This window comes from Oribacterium parvum ACB1 (assembly GCF_000238055.2).
Taxonomy (GTDB): domain Bacteria; phylum Bacillota; class Clostridia; order Lachnospirales; family Lachnospiraceae; genus Oribacterium; species Oribacterium parvum.
Genome location: NZ_KE148312.1, coordinates 1,866,251 through 1,883,580, shown reverse-complemented (window position 1 = coordinate 1,883,580; position 17,330 = coordinate 1,866,251). Strand labels below are relative to the sequence as shown.

General features: G+C 43.4%; 11 protein-coding genes. All 11 read right to left on the bottom strand.

The genetic code is table 11. The features are described 5' to 3' along the window. Positions 1-26 precede the first annotated feature (26 nt). The 11 genes from HMPREF9625_RS08345 to prdB all read right to left on the bottom strand — a co-directional run bounded on the left by HMPREF9625_RS08345 (position 27) and on the right by prdB (position 17,327). Positions 27-1,232: an ABC transporter substrate-binding protein gene (locus HMPREF9625_RS08345; protein ID WP_009534253.1), complete on the bottom strand. Its 1,206-nt coding sequence runs from the start codon at positions 1,230-1,232 to the stop codon at positions 27-29. A gap of 256 nt (positions 1,233-1,488) precedes the next feature. Further along, the gene (locus HMPREF9625_RS08340) at positions 1,489-2,496 is read right to left on the bottom strand and encodes an NAD(P)H-dependent glycerol-3-phosphate dehydrogenase (protein WP_009534252.1); all 1,008 of its coding nucleotides are present in this window, start codon (positions 2,494-2,496) and stop codon (positions 1,489-1,491) included. After that, positions 2,493-3,170, bottom strand: a complete 678-nt coding sequence (gene plsY / locus HMPREF9625_RS08335) for a glycerol-3-phosphate 1-O-acyltransferase PlsY (protein ID WP_009534251.1) — start codon at positions 3,168-3,170, stop codon at positions 2,493-2,495. The genes HMPREF9625_RS08340 and plsY overlap by 4 nt, the downstream gene beginning before the upstream one ends. Further along, a complete protein-coding gene (gene der / locus HMPREF9625_RS08330) occupies positions 3,171-4,496 on the bottom strand; it encodes a ribosome biogenesis GTPase Der (protein ID WP_009534250.1) in 1,326 nt (441 codons plus the stop codon). Positions 4,497-4,704: 208 nt separating this feature from the next. Beyond that, positions 4,705-8,241: a pyruvate:ferredoxin (flavodoxin) oxidoreductase gene (gene nifJ, locus HMPREF9625_RS08325; protein ID WP_009534249.1), complete on the bottom strand. Its 3,537-nt coding sequence runs from the start codon at positions 8,239-8,241 to the stop codon at positions 4,705-4,707. A gap of 503 nt (positions 8,242-8,744) precedes the next feature. Further along, the gene (locus HMPREF9625_RS08320; protein WP_009534248.1) at positions 8,745-10,661 is read right to left on the bottom strand and encodes a VanW family protein; all 1,917 of its coding nucleotides are present in this window, start codon (positions 10,659-10,661) and stop codon (positions 8,745-8,747) included. 160 nt (positions 10,662-10,821) lie between these two features. Further along, positions 10,822-13,239 carry a leucine--tRNA ligase gene (gene leuS, locus HMPREF9625_RS08315; RefSeq protein WP_009534247.1) on the bottom strand — a complete coding sequence of 806 codons (2,418 nt, stop codon included), beginning with the start codon at positions 13,237-13,239 and terminating at the stop codon, positions 10,822-10,824. Between the two features lie 60 nt (positions 13,240-13,299). Further along, positions 13,300-15,219, bottom strand: coding sequence for a selenocysteine-specific translation elongation factor (selB, locus tag HMPREF9625_RS08310; RefSeq protein ID WP_009534246.1), 1,920 nt, complete (start codon positions 15,217-15,219; stop codon positions 13,300-13,302). Positions 15,220-15,232: 13 nt separating this feature from the next. Further along, positions 15,233-15,703 (bottom strand): glycine/sarcosine/betaine reductase component B subunit, encoded by a 471-nt coding sequence (locus HMPREF9625_RS08305; protein WP_009534245.1) that lies wholly within the window; start codon positions 15,701-15,703, stop codon positions 15,233-15,235. Positions 15,704-15,737: 34 nt separating this feature from the next. Then, entirely contained in the window at positions 15,738-16,511 is a 774-nt protein-coding gene (prdD, locus tag HMPREF9625_RS08300; protein WP_009534244.1) for a proline reductase cluster protein PrdD, read from the bottom strand. A gap of 90 nt (positions 16,512-16,601) precedes the next feature. Continuing rightward, entirely contained in the window at positions 16,602-17,327 is a 726-nt protein-coding gene (gene prdB / locus HMPREF9625_RS11175) for a D-proline reductase (dithiol) protein PrdB (RefSeq protein ID WP_081485009.1), read from the bottom strand. Positions 17,328-17,330 lie beyond the last annotated feature (3 nt).

Here is a 17,330-nt window from a genome sequence, read left to right as displayed (position 1 = left end):
TTTATAAAGTACTGCTCTACAAAAGATTACTCTGCGGAAACATAGGCTCCGTCTTTGATGATAACAGCCTTCGGCTCTTTATCTACATCTCCGGAGGCATCCCACTTCATGCCGGAACCGGTAAGACCATCTAAAGTGATTTCGGTCATAGCCTTCTCCATAGCATCGCCCAAATCGGAAACGCTTTGATCCGGTGTCAGGTTCGCTTTCTCAGCAGCAGCCTTAATGGCATATACTGCATCATAAGCATCTGCAGCAAACTGAATCGGAGTATCCTTATACTTCTCTTTGTAATTCTTTACAAAGTTTACAGTCAAATCATCTTTAGCATCTGCAGCAAACGGAGTTAAAAGCATTAAGCCGTCAGCAAGCTTTGTATCAAAATTCTCTACATTCAAGATGCCGTCCATACCGTCACATCCGAAGAAGGTCGGCTTATAGCCCATAGTATTTGCCTGGGTAAGAACCAATGCAGCCTCCGTATAGTAGAAGGGTAAGAAAACAAGATCCGCTCCGGAATCCTTCATCTTCTGTAACTGCGTGGAAAAATCTTTGTTGGAATCCGCAGTAAACTGCTCATCAGCAACAATTTCCAAGCCCTGCTTCGGAGCCTCTTCCTTGAAGGAATCATGAACACCCGTGGAATAAACATCGGAAGAATCATAAATGATACCGATCTTTGTTCCCAGCTTATGAGAACCGATATACTGTGCAGACTTCGCTCCTTGTGCAGGATCAGAGAAGCATACACGGAAGACATTCTTCGGTGCAGTTACTTCCAAAGCGGAACCCGACGGAGAAAGAATAAACATATTATCCGGCTCGGACTCTGTTCCTACAGCGATAGCAGGAGCAGAGGTTGTCGGTCCTACAAGAAACTGCATGCCCCAGTCCTTTAAGCTGTTATACGCATTGATGGCCTTTTCCTGATCATGCTCATCATCGGCTTTCTTATATTCAATCTGATAACCGTTGATTCCGCCGTTTGCATTGATTTCATTCACCGCAATTTCAGCACCGTTCACTACGGCATTACCATAAACTGCAGCGCCACCGGTTAAAGGTCCCTGTGCGCCAATCTTCCATACTTTTCCGCTGGCATCCGCTTTTTTCTCACCAGCAGCTTCTGAAGCGGCTCCACTTGTTTCATTACTACTCTTTGCATTTCCACCACATGCTGCTAAGGACAAAGCCATAAGCATAGCCAAGGCAAAACTAATTTGTTTTTTCATTGCAATCCTCCCTTGATTCTTAAAATCTTTCCGTATTATAGGGAAGAGTGCAAGGCTTGTCAATTCTTTTTATAACATTTTTTATGAAATCTTTATCTCACTATAACCCGAAGGAATACCTATTATAAACGAGATACCGCACGCTTTGCGAGCGATACTCGTTATGAATGAGATATCGCACGCTTTGCACACGATACACGCTAAGAAGAGAAAAGAATGCAGTGAATAGAAACCTTGCAGCTTTTATGAATATTCTTTATTTATCATAGCTGACAGCAGAACTTTCGCTTCTTCGGTCTCTTAGCATCAGGTCGGAAACTGCGTCCTTCGCCGCTTTCCCTTCGAAAAGAACCGCATTCACTTCCTTGACAATCGGAAGATCCACTTGGTACTTTTCTCCAAGCTTTTTCGCCGCTTTGGCCGCATATACGCCCTCCACTACTTGACCGACTTCCTTCATCGCTTCTTCGTAAGACTCTCCCTGCCCAATGAGAATTCCCGCTCTTCTGTTTCGGGAATGTTTCGATGCACAGGTAACAATCAAGTCTCCGATTCCGGAAAGCCCGGCAAAGGTTTCCAAATGGCAGCCCATGGCCTGACCGAGTCTTGCAATCTCCGCAATACCGCGAGTAATCAGAGCTGCCATGGTATTATCTCCATAACCCAGTCCGTCTGCAATTCCGGCAGCAAGCGCAATGACATTTTTTAAAGCCGCACCGATTTCCACTCCAAGCACATCTTTATTGGTATAAACCCGGAAGGTATCACTGATAAAAGCCGACTGAATTGTTCTTGCCGTCTCTTCATCCTTCGATGCACAAACTATGGTTGTCGGAATAAAGCGGGAAACTTCCTCGGCATGAGAAGGACCTGAAAGTACCGCAATTTTATTTTCCGGAAAGAACTCTTCTAATATATCCGTCATAGTATAAAGTGTACTCTCTTCTATACCCTTGGAAACCGTTACAAGGATCTGTTCCTTTCGAACAAAAGCTCGGGTTCTCTCCCCCATGGACCTTGTAAAAATGGAAGGCACTGCGTAGACCAGAATTTCCCCTTCTTTTACCGCTTCTTCTAAAGAAGTAAGGATTGTAATCTCTTCCGGAATGACCACTTCAGGTAAATTCGTACATTTTCTTTTTTCTTTTAAATACTTTGCTTCATTTTCATCATGAGTCCACAAATAAACAGTATGCTTATTTTTCCAAAGTGTCATGGAAAGGGCGGTTCCCCAGCTTCCTGCACCAAGCACAGTAATCTTCATAACAGCTCCTTTTCTTTTCCAGTCTCTTTCTTCTTTTTCCCAAAACGATTCTCCGTTCCATTTAAGAGTCTCTTGATGTTTCCTCTATGCTGAAAAATAAGCATTGCCATAAGAAGAAAACTTAAAGCACACATGGGAAGATATACCGCTCCCGAAAACGGGAACAGTAGAGAAGTTTTTCCGAAAAATACAACAGAGAGAAAGAAAACCGTAATAGCCAGCATTGATCCCAAGCTTACATAGCCTGTAATCAGTACAACCAGTATAAAAAAGAGTAATAGGCAAAGAGTATAAAGAGGGGATAGAGCAATCAAAAGAGCTCCTGTACAAGCCACTCCTTTTCCTCCTTTTACCTTGGGAATACAGGGAAAATTATGCCCCAGAATCGCTCCTATTCCCGTTGTCATCAAAATCAGGCTTTTTATGTCTTCATTCTCCGGCTTAAAGAAAAGTACCATAAAGAAGATGGGCAACATACACTTCGCAATGTCCATAAGAAGCACGGTGATTCCGGCTTTTTTCCCCAAGGTACGAAGAATATTTGTACTTCCGGGATTACCTGACCCTTCCTTATAGATATCAATCCCATGTGCTTTCGCATACAAATAGCCGTTCGGGATATTCCCGAAAGCATAGCCCGCAAGCAAGCAAATAATAATTTCCCGTATCGGCATCTAGCTCTCTTCTCCTCTTTCTCTTATGATAAAACGTATTGGGGTACCTCTAAATCCAAAGTTCTCTCGAATCTGATTCTCAATATAGCGAGTATAAGAGAAATGCATTAATTCTCTGTCATTTACAAAAATCACAAAGGTCGGAGGAGAAACGGAAGCCTGCGTAATATAGAAAAGCTTAAGTCTTTTCCCCTTATCGGAAGGAGGCTGCTTCATAGCAGTCGCTCTTGCCATAATTTCATTTAAGACACCGGTCTTTATGCGTAGAACCTGATTTTCATGAATTCTATCTACCATTTCGAATATCTTCTGTGTACGCTGTCCTGTTTCAGCCGAAATAAAAAGAATCTCCGCATAATCCATATAAGAAAACTTTTCACGAAGCTTCTTGGTAAATTCCTGCATGGTCTTGTCGTCCTTCTCCACAAGATCCCATTTATTGACAGCCAAAATGACACCTTTTCCCGATTCATGTGCAATACCGGCAATACGGGTATCTCCGTCCGTAATCCCTTCTGTAGCATCCAGTAAAACAATACAAATGTCGGCTCTATCCACTGCAGAAACAGTACGAATCACAGAATAACGCTCAATATCTTCCGTTACTCTTCCTTTACGACGAAGTCCGGCAGTATCGATAAAGACATAGGGTACTCCGTTATGGATTATTTCCGTATCAATAGCGTCACGAGTCGTTCCTGCAATATCCGAAACGATTACGCGATTTTCTCCCAATAGCTTATTGGTTAGAGAACTCTTTCCTACATTCGGTTTTCCGATTAGTGCTATCTTTAAACGATCATCCTCTTCCGTAGCCTCCCCCTCCTTTGGAAAGTGCTGAACTACCGCCTCCAGTAAATCTCCAATTCCCATATGGTTTGCAGAAGATACGGCAAAGGGTTCTCCCAAAGCCAAGGAATAAAACTCGTAAATGTCATTTCCGAATTTTTTAACGCTGTCTACTTTATTCACACAGAGCACAACCGGCTTTTTGGACTTTCTGAGCATATTTGCCACTTCATAGTCCGCATCAACAACTCCGCTTCGAACATCGGTAACAAAAATAATCACATCTGCGGTATCTATGGCAAGCTCCGCCTGGGAACGCATCTGCTTGAGTAGAACATCATCGGAAACCGGCTCAATCCCGCCGGTGTCGACTAAGGTAAAATGATAATTCAACCAGGAAGCTTCTGCATAGATACGATCCCTTGTTACACCCGGTGTATCCTCTACAATGGAAATCTGCTTTCCGGCTATAGTATTAAATAGAGTGGATTTTCCCACATTAGGACGCCCCACTACGGCAACAATGGCTTTTCTCACGCTATTCCTCCCTTTTCATACTCGAAATCGATTCATTTTACCATTAATTCCGAATAATGTCACATGAATCAGAGTTAACATTTTTCAAAGGTCAGCCCTGATACTGTAAAGTCCATGAATAAAAAAAGGAAGGAGCAAAGCCCCTTCCTTTTGGCGAACCGAAAGCCATCAGCATATTTCTTGCTTACCGCTTTTTTCATCTGAAAAATTAGTTGTTATATAACTCAACCCATCTCTTTAACTTCTCGTATCTCTCTCTAGCTTCTTTCTCGTTCGTCTCATCAAGAGCCTTTGCTCTCTCCGGATTCTTCAGAGCCAAGGATAAGTAACGAACCTCTCCCTGCAAGAATTCCTGATAGGATTCGAACTTCGGCTCCTTAGAGTCTAAGCTGAACTTCTTGTCTCCGCCAAGCGGGTTGAAACGGAAGTTGTTCCAATAACCTGCCTCAACAGCAAGCTTCTCTTCAGTCTGTGCCTTAGCCATACCCTTCTTGATACCGTGGTTGATACAGGGTGAGTATGCGATGATAAGAGACGGTCCCGGATAAGCCTCTGCCTCGGAAATAGCCTTAACAGTCTGCGCCATATCCGCACCCATTGCGATGTGCGCTACATAAACATAGCCATAGGACATTGCGATTCCGGCAAGATCCTTTTTCTTAGTCTCCTTACCGCCGGCAGCAAACTGTGCCACAGCACCGGTCGGAGTAGACTTGGAGGACTGTCCACCTGTGTTGGAGTATACCTCGGTATCGAATACCATTACGTTGATATCCTTTCCGGAAGCAAGAACATGGTCAAGTCCGCCGAATCCGATATCGTAAGCCCAACCGTCACCACCGAAGATCCACTGGCTCTTCTTGCCTAAGAAATCCTTATTCTTAAGAAGATCCTTAGCTACTTCATCGGTCTTACCGGTTAAAGCCGCTACCAGCTTCTCTGTAGCAGTACCGTTTGTAGCACCGATAGAGAAGGTATCCAAATATTCCTTAGCAGCCTCAACAACAGCAGCGTCCTTATTGTCTTCTACAAGCTTTTCAACTTGCTTCTTTAATCTGTCACGGATAGCATTCTGTGCAAGAAGCATACCGTATCCGAACTCGGCATTATCCTCAAAGAGAGAGTTATCCCAAGCGGGTCCCTGTCCCTTGGCATTTACCGTGTACGGTGTAGAAGGAGAAGAGTTACCCCAAATGGAAGAACATCCTGTAGCGTTACTGATGTACATTCTCTCTCCGAAAAGCTGTGTGATGAGCTTTGCATACGGCGTCTCGCCACATCCCGGGCACGCACCGGAGAACTCGAACAGCGGCTTCTTAAACTGAGATCCCTTAACGGTAGTCTCCTTAAACTTTGCAATAACCTCTTCCTTCTCGGGAAGCTTAACTGCATAGTCGAAGTACTTCTGGCGATCCAAGTTGTCCTCGATGGGGGACATAACAAGAGCCTTCTCGCCCTTCATTCCCGGACATACATTTGCACAAGATCCGCAACCTACACAGTCCATCACGGAAACCTTGATACCGAACTTGTAATTCGGCATTCCATTCATAGCCTTCTGCTGATCCGCTTCCGGAGCCTTAGCAGCCTCATCCTCCGTATATGCAAATGCTCGAATTGCAGCATGAGGACAAACATAGGAACAGAAGTTACACTGAATACAGTTATCCGGATTCCATGCAGGAACGTTAACTGCAATACCGCGCTTCTCGTAAGCAGCCGTTCCAATCGGTGTAGAACCGTCTACATAACTTGTAAAAGCGGAAACGGGAAGATTGTTACCCTCCTGTGCAGAAATATAGTTCTGTACATTGTTAACAAAGTCAAGAATATCTTTTCTTCCCTCTGTCTTAGTCTTAAACTCAAGTCCTTCATCAGCGCAACTTGCCCATTCCTTCTTTACTTCCACTTCTTCGAAGGCATTTGCACCTGCGTCAATCGCTGCCCAGTTCTTCTTAACTACGTCTTCACCCTTACGGCCATAAGTCTTCTCAGCAGCATCCTTCATGAGCTTATTAGCCTGCTCCTTCGGAATGATACCGGTTAAAGTAAAGAATGCAGACTGAAGAATGGTATTAATACGAGTCGGTCCCATGCCTGTTTCAATACCAATCTTTACACCGTTAATGATGTAGAACTTGATATTGTGCTCAGCCATGTACTTCTTAACCTGACCCGGAATATGCTTCTCCACTTCATCCTTGGACCATGTACAGTTAAGGAGGAAGGTACCGCCGTCAACCAGCTCCTGAACCATGTTGAACTTGGTCATGTAGGAAGGGTTATGGCAGGCAACGAAGTTTGCTCTCTTAATGAGGTAAGTAGACTTAATCGGCTTATCACCAAATCTTAAGTGAGACATGGTAACACCGCCGGACTTCTTGGAGTCATAGTCGAAATAAGCCTGTGCATACTTATCTGTATTGTCACCAATAATCTTAATGGAGTTCTTGTTTGCTCCAACAGTTCCGTCCGCTCCAAGTCCCCAGAACTTACAGTTTACAGTTCCGGCAGGAGTCGTAACAATAGCCGGTCCAACCTCTAAGGAAAGGTGGGTTACATCATCATTGATTCCGATCGTAAATCTCTTCTTATCCTTGTTGTTGTATACAGCCACAATCTGCGCAGGAGTGGTATCCTTGGAACCTAAGCCGTAACGACCGGAAAGAACGGTCACATTCTTAAACTCGCTGTCGGAAAGAGCAGCCACAACATCTAAGTATAAAGGCTCACCGATGGATCCGGGCTCCTTGGTACGATCTAAAACGGAGATGGTCTTAACAGTCTTCGGAATAGCCTTTAAGAAAGCATCGGTTGCAAACGGTCTGTACAGTCTAACTTTAATTAAACCAACCTTTGCACCGGTCTTCTCAATCATATAATCAATGGTCTCTTCAATGGTTTCATTTACAGAACCCATAGCCACGATAACATGCTCTGCATCCTTTGCCCCATGGTAGTTAAATAATGCGTAATTTGTTCCGATCTTCTTGTTTACCTTATCCATGTACTCCTGCACAATAGCGGGAAGTGCATCGTAATACGGGTTACAAGCCTCTCTTGCCTGGAAGAAGATATCCGGGTTCTGTGCGGAACCTCTCTCCACAGGATGATTCGGATTCAGGGCATTCTGACGGAAAGCATCAATATACTCCCAGTCCACCATATCCTTTAAGTCTTCATAATCCCACTCTTCAATCTTCTGAATCTCGTGAGAAGTACGGAAACCGTCGAAGAAGTTAATAAAAGGAAGCTTACCCTTTAAAGCTGCAAGGTGTGCAACCGGAGTTAAGTCCATTACTTCCTGTACGGAGGATTCACAAAGCAGTGCAGCGCCGGTCTGACGGCAAGCCATAACGTCGGAGTGATCTCCAAAGATGGAAAGCGCATGGGAAGCTACAGCTCTTGCGGATACATCAAAAACACCGGGGAGCTGCTCACCGGCAATCTTATAGATATCCGGAATCATAAGGAGCAAGCCCTGTGAAGCTGTAAAAGTAGTTGTCAAAGCACCGGCAGCCAACGCACCGTGTACTGCACCTGCAGCACCTGCCTCAGACTGCATCTCGGTAACCTGAACAGTTTCCCCGAGAATGTTCTGTCTTCCCTCGGTTGCCCACTCATCCACATGCTCCGGCATAACGGATGAAGGAGTAATCGGGAAAATTGCAGCCACTTCAGAGAACGCATAGGATGCGTGAGCCGCAGCCTGGTTACCGTCCATGGTCTTCATTTTTCTTGCCATAAATACCCTCCTGAAAAAAATGAAATATTATCCTTAAAGCCCAAAATTCAGGCCTCACATACCGAAAAACAGTATAACATTCCCATTTTGAAAAGCAATGAAATTTCCCTCCGTTCCTCAATAAGTACAATTATTAAATCTTTCACAATCTAATTAGCCTGTATTTCTCCAATTTAACCTTAGCTATAAGCACAAACTTTAAACATTTGAAATTCTATTTTATCAAAATATAAAAAACAAAATATAAAAAAGGGGCTGTAAAAAATTAAAATAATTTTCTAAGCAATATAGGTCTGAACTTGGGGCACGCTCTCGCTAGCTTCGCCACGTAACGGATACTAAGCGAAAAACTGCGTTTCTCTTGTTTTTCGCAAGTGCCGACGGGCTCAGACTACCCCGCATTCAGACCTATATTGCAAAGAATCTCTTTATTATTTTAATTTTTTACAGCCCCTTTTTCTAACTATAAGATATTCCAATTACCGGAAATAAGTTTTTAATGTTTACTCTCCACCCGGTCCCGGGGAAATAACATCTTCAGAGCTGGTCACTACAGTATTGTTTCCGCTTGGGCCATTGGAAATCTCCGGATTCTCTTCCTTGGTTTCCTTTGCCTTTGTCTCTGTAGCCTTTGTTTCACTCGTCTTTGTTTCCGAGGATTTACTTTCGGAAACACTCGCAGAAGCGCTGGTACTCTCTCCGGCAGATGTACTCTCAGTAGTACCCGGCGTATATTTTTTAGGAGTATGTCCCTTATAGCTTGCATAATGATCTTTTACCTTCTCGGTCTTTCCGTCTTTGGTAATCACTTTATATGCCTGCCACTCGGATCCTGCAGAGCCGTTGCTCTCCTTCCCTTGCTCCGGAGTAATAATCTGCGGTGCAGGTACCGGAAGATCCTTTACTTTTTCAGAGACTAATTCCCACTTCACTCCATCCGGAAGTACCGGTAAGCCATAAATTTGTACTGTAGCGGTCTGGTTGGAATACCAAGATAAAATACCGATAGCATGCTTGGAATTATTCACAAATTTATAATCCGGTCCCGGCCAAGAGACGGTCGCATCCGTTCCCGGTGTAACATAAGTCGGCGCAAAGGTATGCGCTCTTCTGTAAGTTGTGGTAAGACCTGCGCGAAATACTGCATTATATAGGGTTGAAGAAATCTGGCAAACACCTCCGCCAACTTCTTCCACAACCTCTCCCTGGTTATAAGCCGCTGCAGGCTTATATCCCTTTTCAGCTGTTCTTTGTCCAACAACCGTATTGAATGAAAATTCTTCTCCCGGTTGTAAAACTGTACCATTTACTGCGGCAGCAGCTAACTTCACATTCGTATTCCGAAGTTCATTGGAAGTTGTCTTTGTTGTTACCGATGCGATGATTTTGTACTTATCCTTAATGGATGCTGTTGACGCAGGCACTGTAGAACCAACAGTTTCCACCTCCCCGGAAAAGTTTTTAGCACGAATTAATTCCATAACTTTTTCCGCAGTATCACTTACATTAACAGCATACCCGTCCTTGGTTCCGCCAAATTCAAACTCTCCGGTGGATTTATTGTAGGAAGTAATGTCACCGTTTAGCGGTGCCATCTTCCATACAATAGCAAGCTGATTGACATAATCGTTAACTTTATCACTAAAATCCGGAAGTTGTAAAACATAATCCGCCTGAATAACTTGAGACTCTGTTTCACTTGTAGTTTCTTCTTTCTTCTTTTTCTTCTTTTTCTCTTTTTCTGTAGAACTTTCTTCCGTACTGCTTTCCGTAGCCATATTTTCCTTGTAGTTTGTAAAAATCTGCCCTACAAAATTATGGATACTGTCAGACATCATATCCGGAATAGCGAATTCCGTTTTTTCCGGACGAATGCTGACGTCGGAAAGAGTGTTTGCAACTTTAACAATTTCTTCAGTTCCCTGGTCATCTACCCCGTCATCAGAGCTGCTATTCTCTTTATGCTCAGGAAATTCCGGCATGGAAAAATATTGAATATTCGGATTAGCATTCTTAATCACAATATTCCACTGGTAAGACTTACGAAGAAAATCTTCCACTTCCTCTTCTGTCATACCTTTTAAATTCAAAAGCTCCGCGTCCTTCTTAAATGCGGAATAATCCAGATATAAATCCTTCTGAATTGCATTCGGATTTATAGCCTGTGTTTCGATTACCGTTTCTGTTTCTTCTGTCTTGGATTTCGAACGGGTTAGAGCAAAAACACCGCTACCAAGCACTACTATAGCCAATAATCCAACAGCGACCGCAGGAAAAGGAGCTTTATTATTCGGTCTCCTTCCGCTACTTCTGCCTGTTCTACTGTATTTCCCGCTATATGTATGAGATGAGCTGCGGCTTCTGGAGCTGCCTTGCGCTCTATTCACTTCTCTTGACAATCTTCTTTGACTTGCTAGCATATCGTTCCTCTATTATTCTATATATTTAAGTTAGTGTATAAAAAAAGGCGCCGTATTAATTCAAAAAACGACGCCATTTATCATACCACATTATTTTTTTTTGTGTAGAAAAACTTCCTAAAATATTTCTATACAGAGTCAAGAAATTGTAAGAAAGCCCTTATGGCTTTACAACAAAATTCACAATCTTGCCCGGAACATAGACTTCCTTTATAAGATTGCCGGAAAGCTTATCTCCGATAGCCTTCTTCGCCTCTTTTAAAATGCTCTCCTTATCGATATCTTTCGGCACCTCGAGTACAGTCTTCACTTTCCCGTTAATCTGTACCGGAACCTTGATTTCATCCGCTTCTCTCTCCTTATCGCTGTACTCCGGCCAGTTTGCGGAGAATACGGAAGTCTCTCCACCGCATAAGTGGTAGCATTCCTCCGCAATATGCGGTGCAAACGGAGCAAGTAGAATGGAGAAAGTCCTTAAAGTCTCTAAATCCATTCCGCCTTCTCTTTTAGCGATATCCAGCATAGAATTGTTATACTCCATGAAACCGGAAACCACGGTATTTAAGTTAAAGCTTTCAAACCGCTCCTCAATGTCGTGAATGAGATTATGACGAAGTCGAAGCATTTCCTTTGTCTCAGCCACCTTCTTTTCTTTGGAATCGAGTACCAGAGAATAAAAACGGTTTAAGAAACGATAAACGCCGTCTATTCCTCTTGCATCCCAAGCGGCATCCAGCTCGGGAGGGCCGACAAAAAGCTCATAAAGACGCAAGGCATCACAGCCGTAATCTGCCACTAGATCATCCGGAGAAACTACATTTCCCATGGACTTAGACATCTTCTGCCCGTCCGGTCCCAAAATCATGCCTTGGTTAAACAGCTTCTTGAAGGGCTCCTTAAAGCCGACTACACCGATGTCATAGAGGAACTTAGTCCAGAACCGAGAATAGAGCAGGTGAAGCACTGCATGCTCTACTCCTCCAATATACATATCTACCGGAAGATACTTATCCGCCTTTTCCCTGCTAATCAGTTCCTTATCATTGTATTTATCCACATAACGAATAAAATACCAGGAGGAGCCTGCCCACTGAGGCATCGTGTTCGTCTCTCTTTTTGCCTTTCCCCCGCATTTCGGACAGCTACAGTTTACCCATTCGGGAATACCGGCAAGGGGGGATTCTCCCGTTCCACTCGGCTCATAATGCTCTACCTCGGGTAGCTTTAAGGGTAATTCCTCTACCGGAACCGCTACGTTTCCACATTTCGGGCAGTGCACGATGGGAATCGGTTCTCCCCAGTAACGCTGTCTGGAGAATACCCAGTCTCTTAGTTTATAGCTGACTGTCTTCTTACCGAGTCCCTTCTTCTCTATCTCTTCCGGGGCGGTTTCTTTCAATACGGAGGATTCCTGTCCGTTCCAAGCGCCGGAATTGATCATCACACCGCTTGCTTCCGTATAAGCCTCTGTAAGCTCCTCTTCCTTTCCATCCTTGGAAATAACCTGCACAATCGGAAGATCAAATTTCTTTGCAAAGGCAAAGTCACGGGAATCATGCGCAGGTACGCACATAATCGCACCGGTTCCGTGGTCAGCAAGTACATAGTCGGAAATCCAAACCGGGGTCTTCTTTCCGTTCATCGGATTGATAACGAAAGCTCCGGTAAAGACACCGGTCTTATCCTTATCCGTAACAGCCATTCTATCTACATTGGATTTGTTTGCAGCCTTTTGAATATAGTCTTCTACTGCAGCCTTCTGCTCCACTGTAGTAATATTCCTTACCAAAGGATGCTCCGGAGCCAAAACGAGGAATGTCGCACCGTATAGTGTATCCGGCCTTGTAGTAAAGACGGTAATCTTCTCTTCGGAGTTCTCCAGCTTAAAGTCCACCTCTGCACCATAAGAACGGCCAATCCACTCGGCCTGCATCTTCTTCACCTTTTCCGGCCAATCCAGAGTGTCAAGGTCATCGAGTAAACGGTCTGCATAAGCGGTAATCTTCAACATCCACTGACGAAGATTTTTCTTCGTCACTGCAGTTCCGCATCGCTCGCACTTTCCGTCCACCACCTCTTCGTTGGCAAGGCCTGTCTTACAGCTTGGACACCAGTTGATTGGGAACTCCTTCTCATAAGCAAGACCCTTCTCAAACATTTTCACAAAAATCCACTGTGTCCACTTGAAGTAATCCGGATCCGTGGTGTTAAGCTCCATGTCCCAATCATAAATCGCATTGATTTGGTGCAGTTGCTTTTTAATGTTCTCCACATTCTTTTTTGTGGTTACAGAGGGATGAATGCCCATCTTAATAGCATAGTTTTCTGCAGGAAGACCGAAGGCGTCCCAGCCCATCGGATGGATCACATATTTTCCCTTAATCAGCTGGTAACGGGACCAAGCATCGGAAATCACATACCCTCTCCAGTGTCCTACATGTAAGCCGGATCCGGAAGGGTACGGGAACATATCCAAACAGTAGTATTTTTCTTTCTTATCATCCTTCGGATTAATGGGATTCTTCTCCCAGAATTCCTGCCACTTCTTTTCCACTTGCGCATGATTATATCTTGCCATGTTTCACCTCTATCTTCCTACAACAATGCAGTTTATTGTATATCCAAACTTCAAGTCTCGTCAAGGCATAGAGCGCGCGCTTTCAAAGCCTCTGTCCTTTGTGATTCCCATTTTATCCGTTGCCTTAAAGAAAAGCTTCGCATTTTTTCGAGAGATTCCGAACTCTTCCCTTAGAGCATCGATGGTGATTTCTCCCTCTTTTTCCATTTTTTCCAGAGAAAAATTCTTTAAGCTTTCGAAGAGTTTTCTAAGCGTATAGTATTCTCCATCTAATTGCACAAGAGTCCCTTTATTTTCCAGACTTGCAATAACGTCAGGCAATAGCTTTTTCTCTTCCGGAAGCCAAAAATGCTCGGAGAGCTTTATGAAACTGAACTTTGCTTTTTGCATATCATTCACAAGGGCATTGGCAATTTTCGTATACTTTTCATCCTTAACCATTTTGTATCCGACTAAGGCTATAAAATCTTCCCCGAAACGAAAGCATTTCTTCTCTTCCCAGCTTCTAAGAAGTGCCTTATAGGTATTTTTGTTATAAGAAGAAAAAAGCCTGCTGTACAGTACCATAGGCTTTTCACCCAATTTATAAGGATTTTTCTTATGGAATTCGTGAAGATAATCCTCTACCTCTTTCCGTATTAATTCTTCCTCTTCTGAAAGAAGGGCATATGCTTCACCGTTTATCACAATAACAAATAATAAAGAGGCTTCCTCCCCTAAAATTGCCTGTATTCTTGAGAATCCGCTAAATTGCCTCTTTAATTCCGAGATAGAAACAAACCTTCTTTTTCTTTTCTTTAAATAGGAATGGAGAAGAGCTTCCTCTCCTCCCGTTTCCATGCTTTCAAGATATGCAAGAGGAAAGCGTCCTCTCCTATGCCTTCCTTTAGGACAAGGATCAAGTACCACTCCACCGCCAAGTGTCATAGAGCGAGATTCATCACGCAAGATAAATCGTTCCCCGAAAACCGCTACGGTTTTTTCTTCTAACTGAAGCTGTACAAGTACTGATTCTCCCTCTTTGATTCTATCTCCCTCTAAAAATACAACTTTACAAGGAATATGGGCTGTTCCAAGAAGAATTTCCATCCTTTGATTATGGTGTATGTCTCCGGCAGTTCCACGAATACTTTCAATGCGACAATCAAAAAGAGAACTTGGCTGTAGTGCCCCTTTTTCTCCGATAAGCTCTCCCTTATAACATTGCTCTTTCTCTACTCCTTGGAGATTTAAAGCAATTCTCTCCCCGGCATAAGCGCAATTCACATCCTTTCCATGAACCTGAATATTTCTGATTCGTATTTCTCTTTCCTCGGGATAAAGAACCCATTTTATCTCATTTTCTGCTTCTGTATTACTTTTGAAAACACGACCGGAAAGTGCCGTTCCGGTCACTATTGTTCCTGCTCCGGCAACAGAAAAAACGCGGTCTATCGGCATTCGAAAGCTACCCCGTATGGATTTCCCCTCTACCTCTCCCGCTTTTTTTGACAGGAATGTACTTAAGTCTTGAATCCCCTCTCCCGTATAGGCGGAAACCGGAAAAATCTCTATCTTTTCCGCTTTAAAAAATTCCTTGATTTCTTCTTTTCTTTTTTGCACTATACTTGCTTCGACCAAGTCAATCATAGTCAATACTACAACTATTTTCGTCACATTAAGAAGACGGAGTATAGCCAAGTGCTCAACAGTCTGCGGCATGATTCCTTCTTTTGCGGAAATAACAAGCAGTACGAGGTCCATCCCCATTGCACCGGCAACCATAGTGCGTATAAATTTTTCATGTCCCGGGGTATCAATAAGTCCGATTTTCTCTCCTGAGAAAAGAGAAAGAGAGGTAAAGCCCAGTTCTATGGTCATTCCCCTTTTTTTCTCCTCCTTAAGCCTATCCGTATCATATCCTGTTAAGGCCTTTACCAAGGCTGTTTTTCCGTGATCAATATGCCCTGCAGTACCAATAATAAAATGTTTTCCTTCCATACGCACTATCACTCTATCTCTCTACCGATCTCATTTTTAATTTTAAAATGGCCTTTGCTTTTTTTGCATCGCTTCGAACAAGATTGTTTTCCCCGACAACATTGGTCTCCACACCTTCCGCACTTTTATTAATATCCACTATATTATTCATATACTGATTCGTTACTACAAATGCACCTTGTACCCCCACAAAGGATATACCGACCACCGCAATATCTCTTTTTCCGATTTCCTCAATGGCATGAGCAAAATCGACATTGCTGTTTCCCCAGCTGTCTTCACTGACTATGGCCCCCTTTACACGCATCGCTTCAGCCCAAGCACCTATACGGTCTCCGGTAAAATATTTATTGACATTGTCCTGAGGGATTCCAGCCACAATAACTCCTGTAAAATCGATGTCTGTATCATCACAAAGTTCATCCACCAAGGGATCCCGAAAATGATGTAAGGTTGTTTCTTTTGTCGAAGGTCCTATTCCCATATTTTTCTCCTATAACAAATAAACAAATCTGTCTTTAATACAATGCCCGTATTGCTCCATCCCGATATTCATTTGGGGATAAAATAACCGGAGATCCGGTACTTTCTATAATCGAATGACTTCCGTTAAAACCGGAAGGTTCCGGAGAAAGAAAATGCGTGTCATACATGGCTCCCTGTCCGCTCACCAGTTTCACAAGTACAACCTTATCTTTTCCCGGTCTCTCTATATCTCGATAATCATGTCTTTCCGTACAATACATCCCATTCTTCTTTTTTAAAAGTTGTCGAATCTCCTGACAAAAATTATCACAAAGTCTATGGCAGGCATCCGGCCCCGAACGAGCATAGCCTGCCTTTGCCTCTAAACAGACATCTAAAAGCAAAATCAAATCATCTTTTCCCGGCGTTCCCGCACGGTCAAAAACAATCTGTTCATCCAGAAATCCATCGGAATTACCAAAAGCGGAAACATAATTCCCCTCCGTATCCGTTCCGGTAAGGACAATATAGATCCCCGTCAGAGTATGGGTTATTCCCTCCCCGATTTTTCCCAAAACCTTGGTGGAAATCGGAATAATATCCATAATGGAATGAATGGGGATATGGCGGCCTTCTTTAGGAACAAGTTGCAAAGAATAGGAATGAATAAGAGATTCTTCCTTAGCAAATTCTTCTAAAACAGCCGGATTATATTGCAGGCTATATTCGTTTGCTTCTCCCTTACTCAAGGAAAATCTATCCCCAACTACTGCCTCTCTCACATGGAAAGCCTTTATACTTAAGGTCCTAAGTACTCTTTCTTCCATACATAAATTCTCCCTTCTCCCTTTTTCTTTTTCTAGTTTATCCCAGATTTTAAAAAATCGGAAGCATAAAATATGCTTCCGATCTCTCATTTATACCTTTGCAACATACTCATAAGGTAAGGGAACAATCTTACCAGCAGACTCAATTTCTTCAAGCTGCTCCAAGGTATCCTTTACTATATTGTATTGCATTTCGATATTGTTTGGCTCTCCTGCATTTGCACCCATCGGAACGAGAGGAGCAACTGCTCGGGGAGTACCGGTCTGTCTTACGACAGGAGGAAGGGCGGCAATAATAATTGTCGGTATGCCAGCCTCCTCTATAGCTCTCTGCACAAGCACGGCAGAACGATGGCAAGTTCCTCAGCCAGCGGTAAGGATTACGGCATCCACGCCCTCATCCTTTAAAATCTTCGCAATAGCCGGACCGGTTTCGTTCTTAAACTTTTCCTGGTTTCCGCCACCACCCATGAAGCCAATGTGTACCGGAGCTACCCCCTTAATTACACCATTTTTTGCCAGCTCATGAAGTCTGTCAATCGGGAACATACAGTTGATATCTTTATTAACATCACTATTATCATATCCTCCGTGAGATACCATTAATTCACTGGAAGGCATCGTGTCCTTGATGATTCTGAATGTAAAGTCACCGGCAAGATTAAATCTCTTATCATCTTTATGATGTACTCCGGCAGCAGTAGCGATGGCCACTACCATGTCCTTTAAAGGCTTCGTTACCGGTGCCCAAACAGGAGGAGGAGTAACAGGAACAAAGATTTCAGACTGCATCCCTTTTACTACTGTAAAATCCATGTC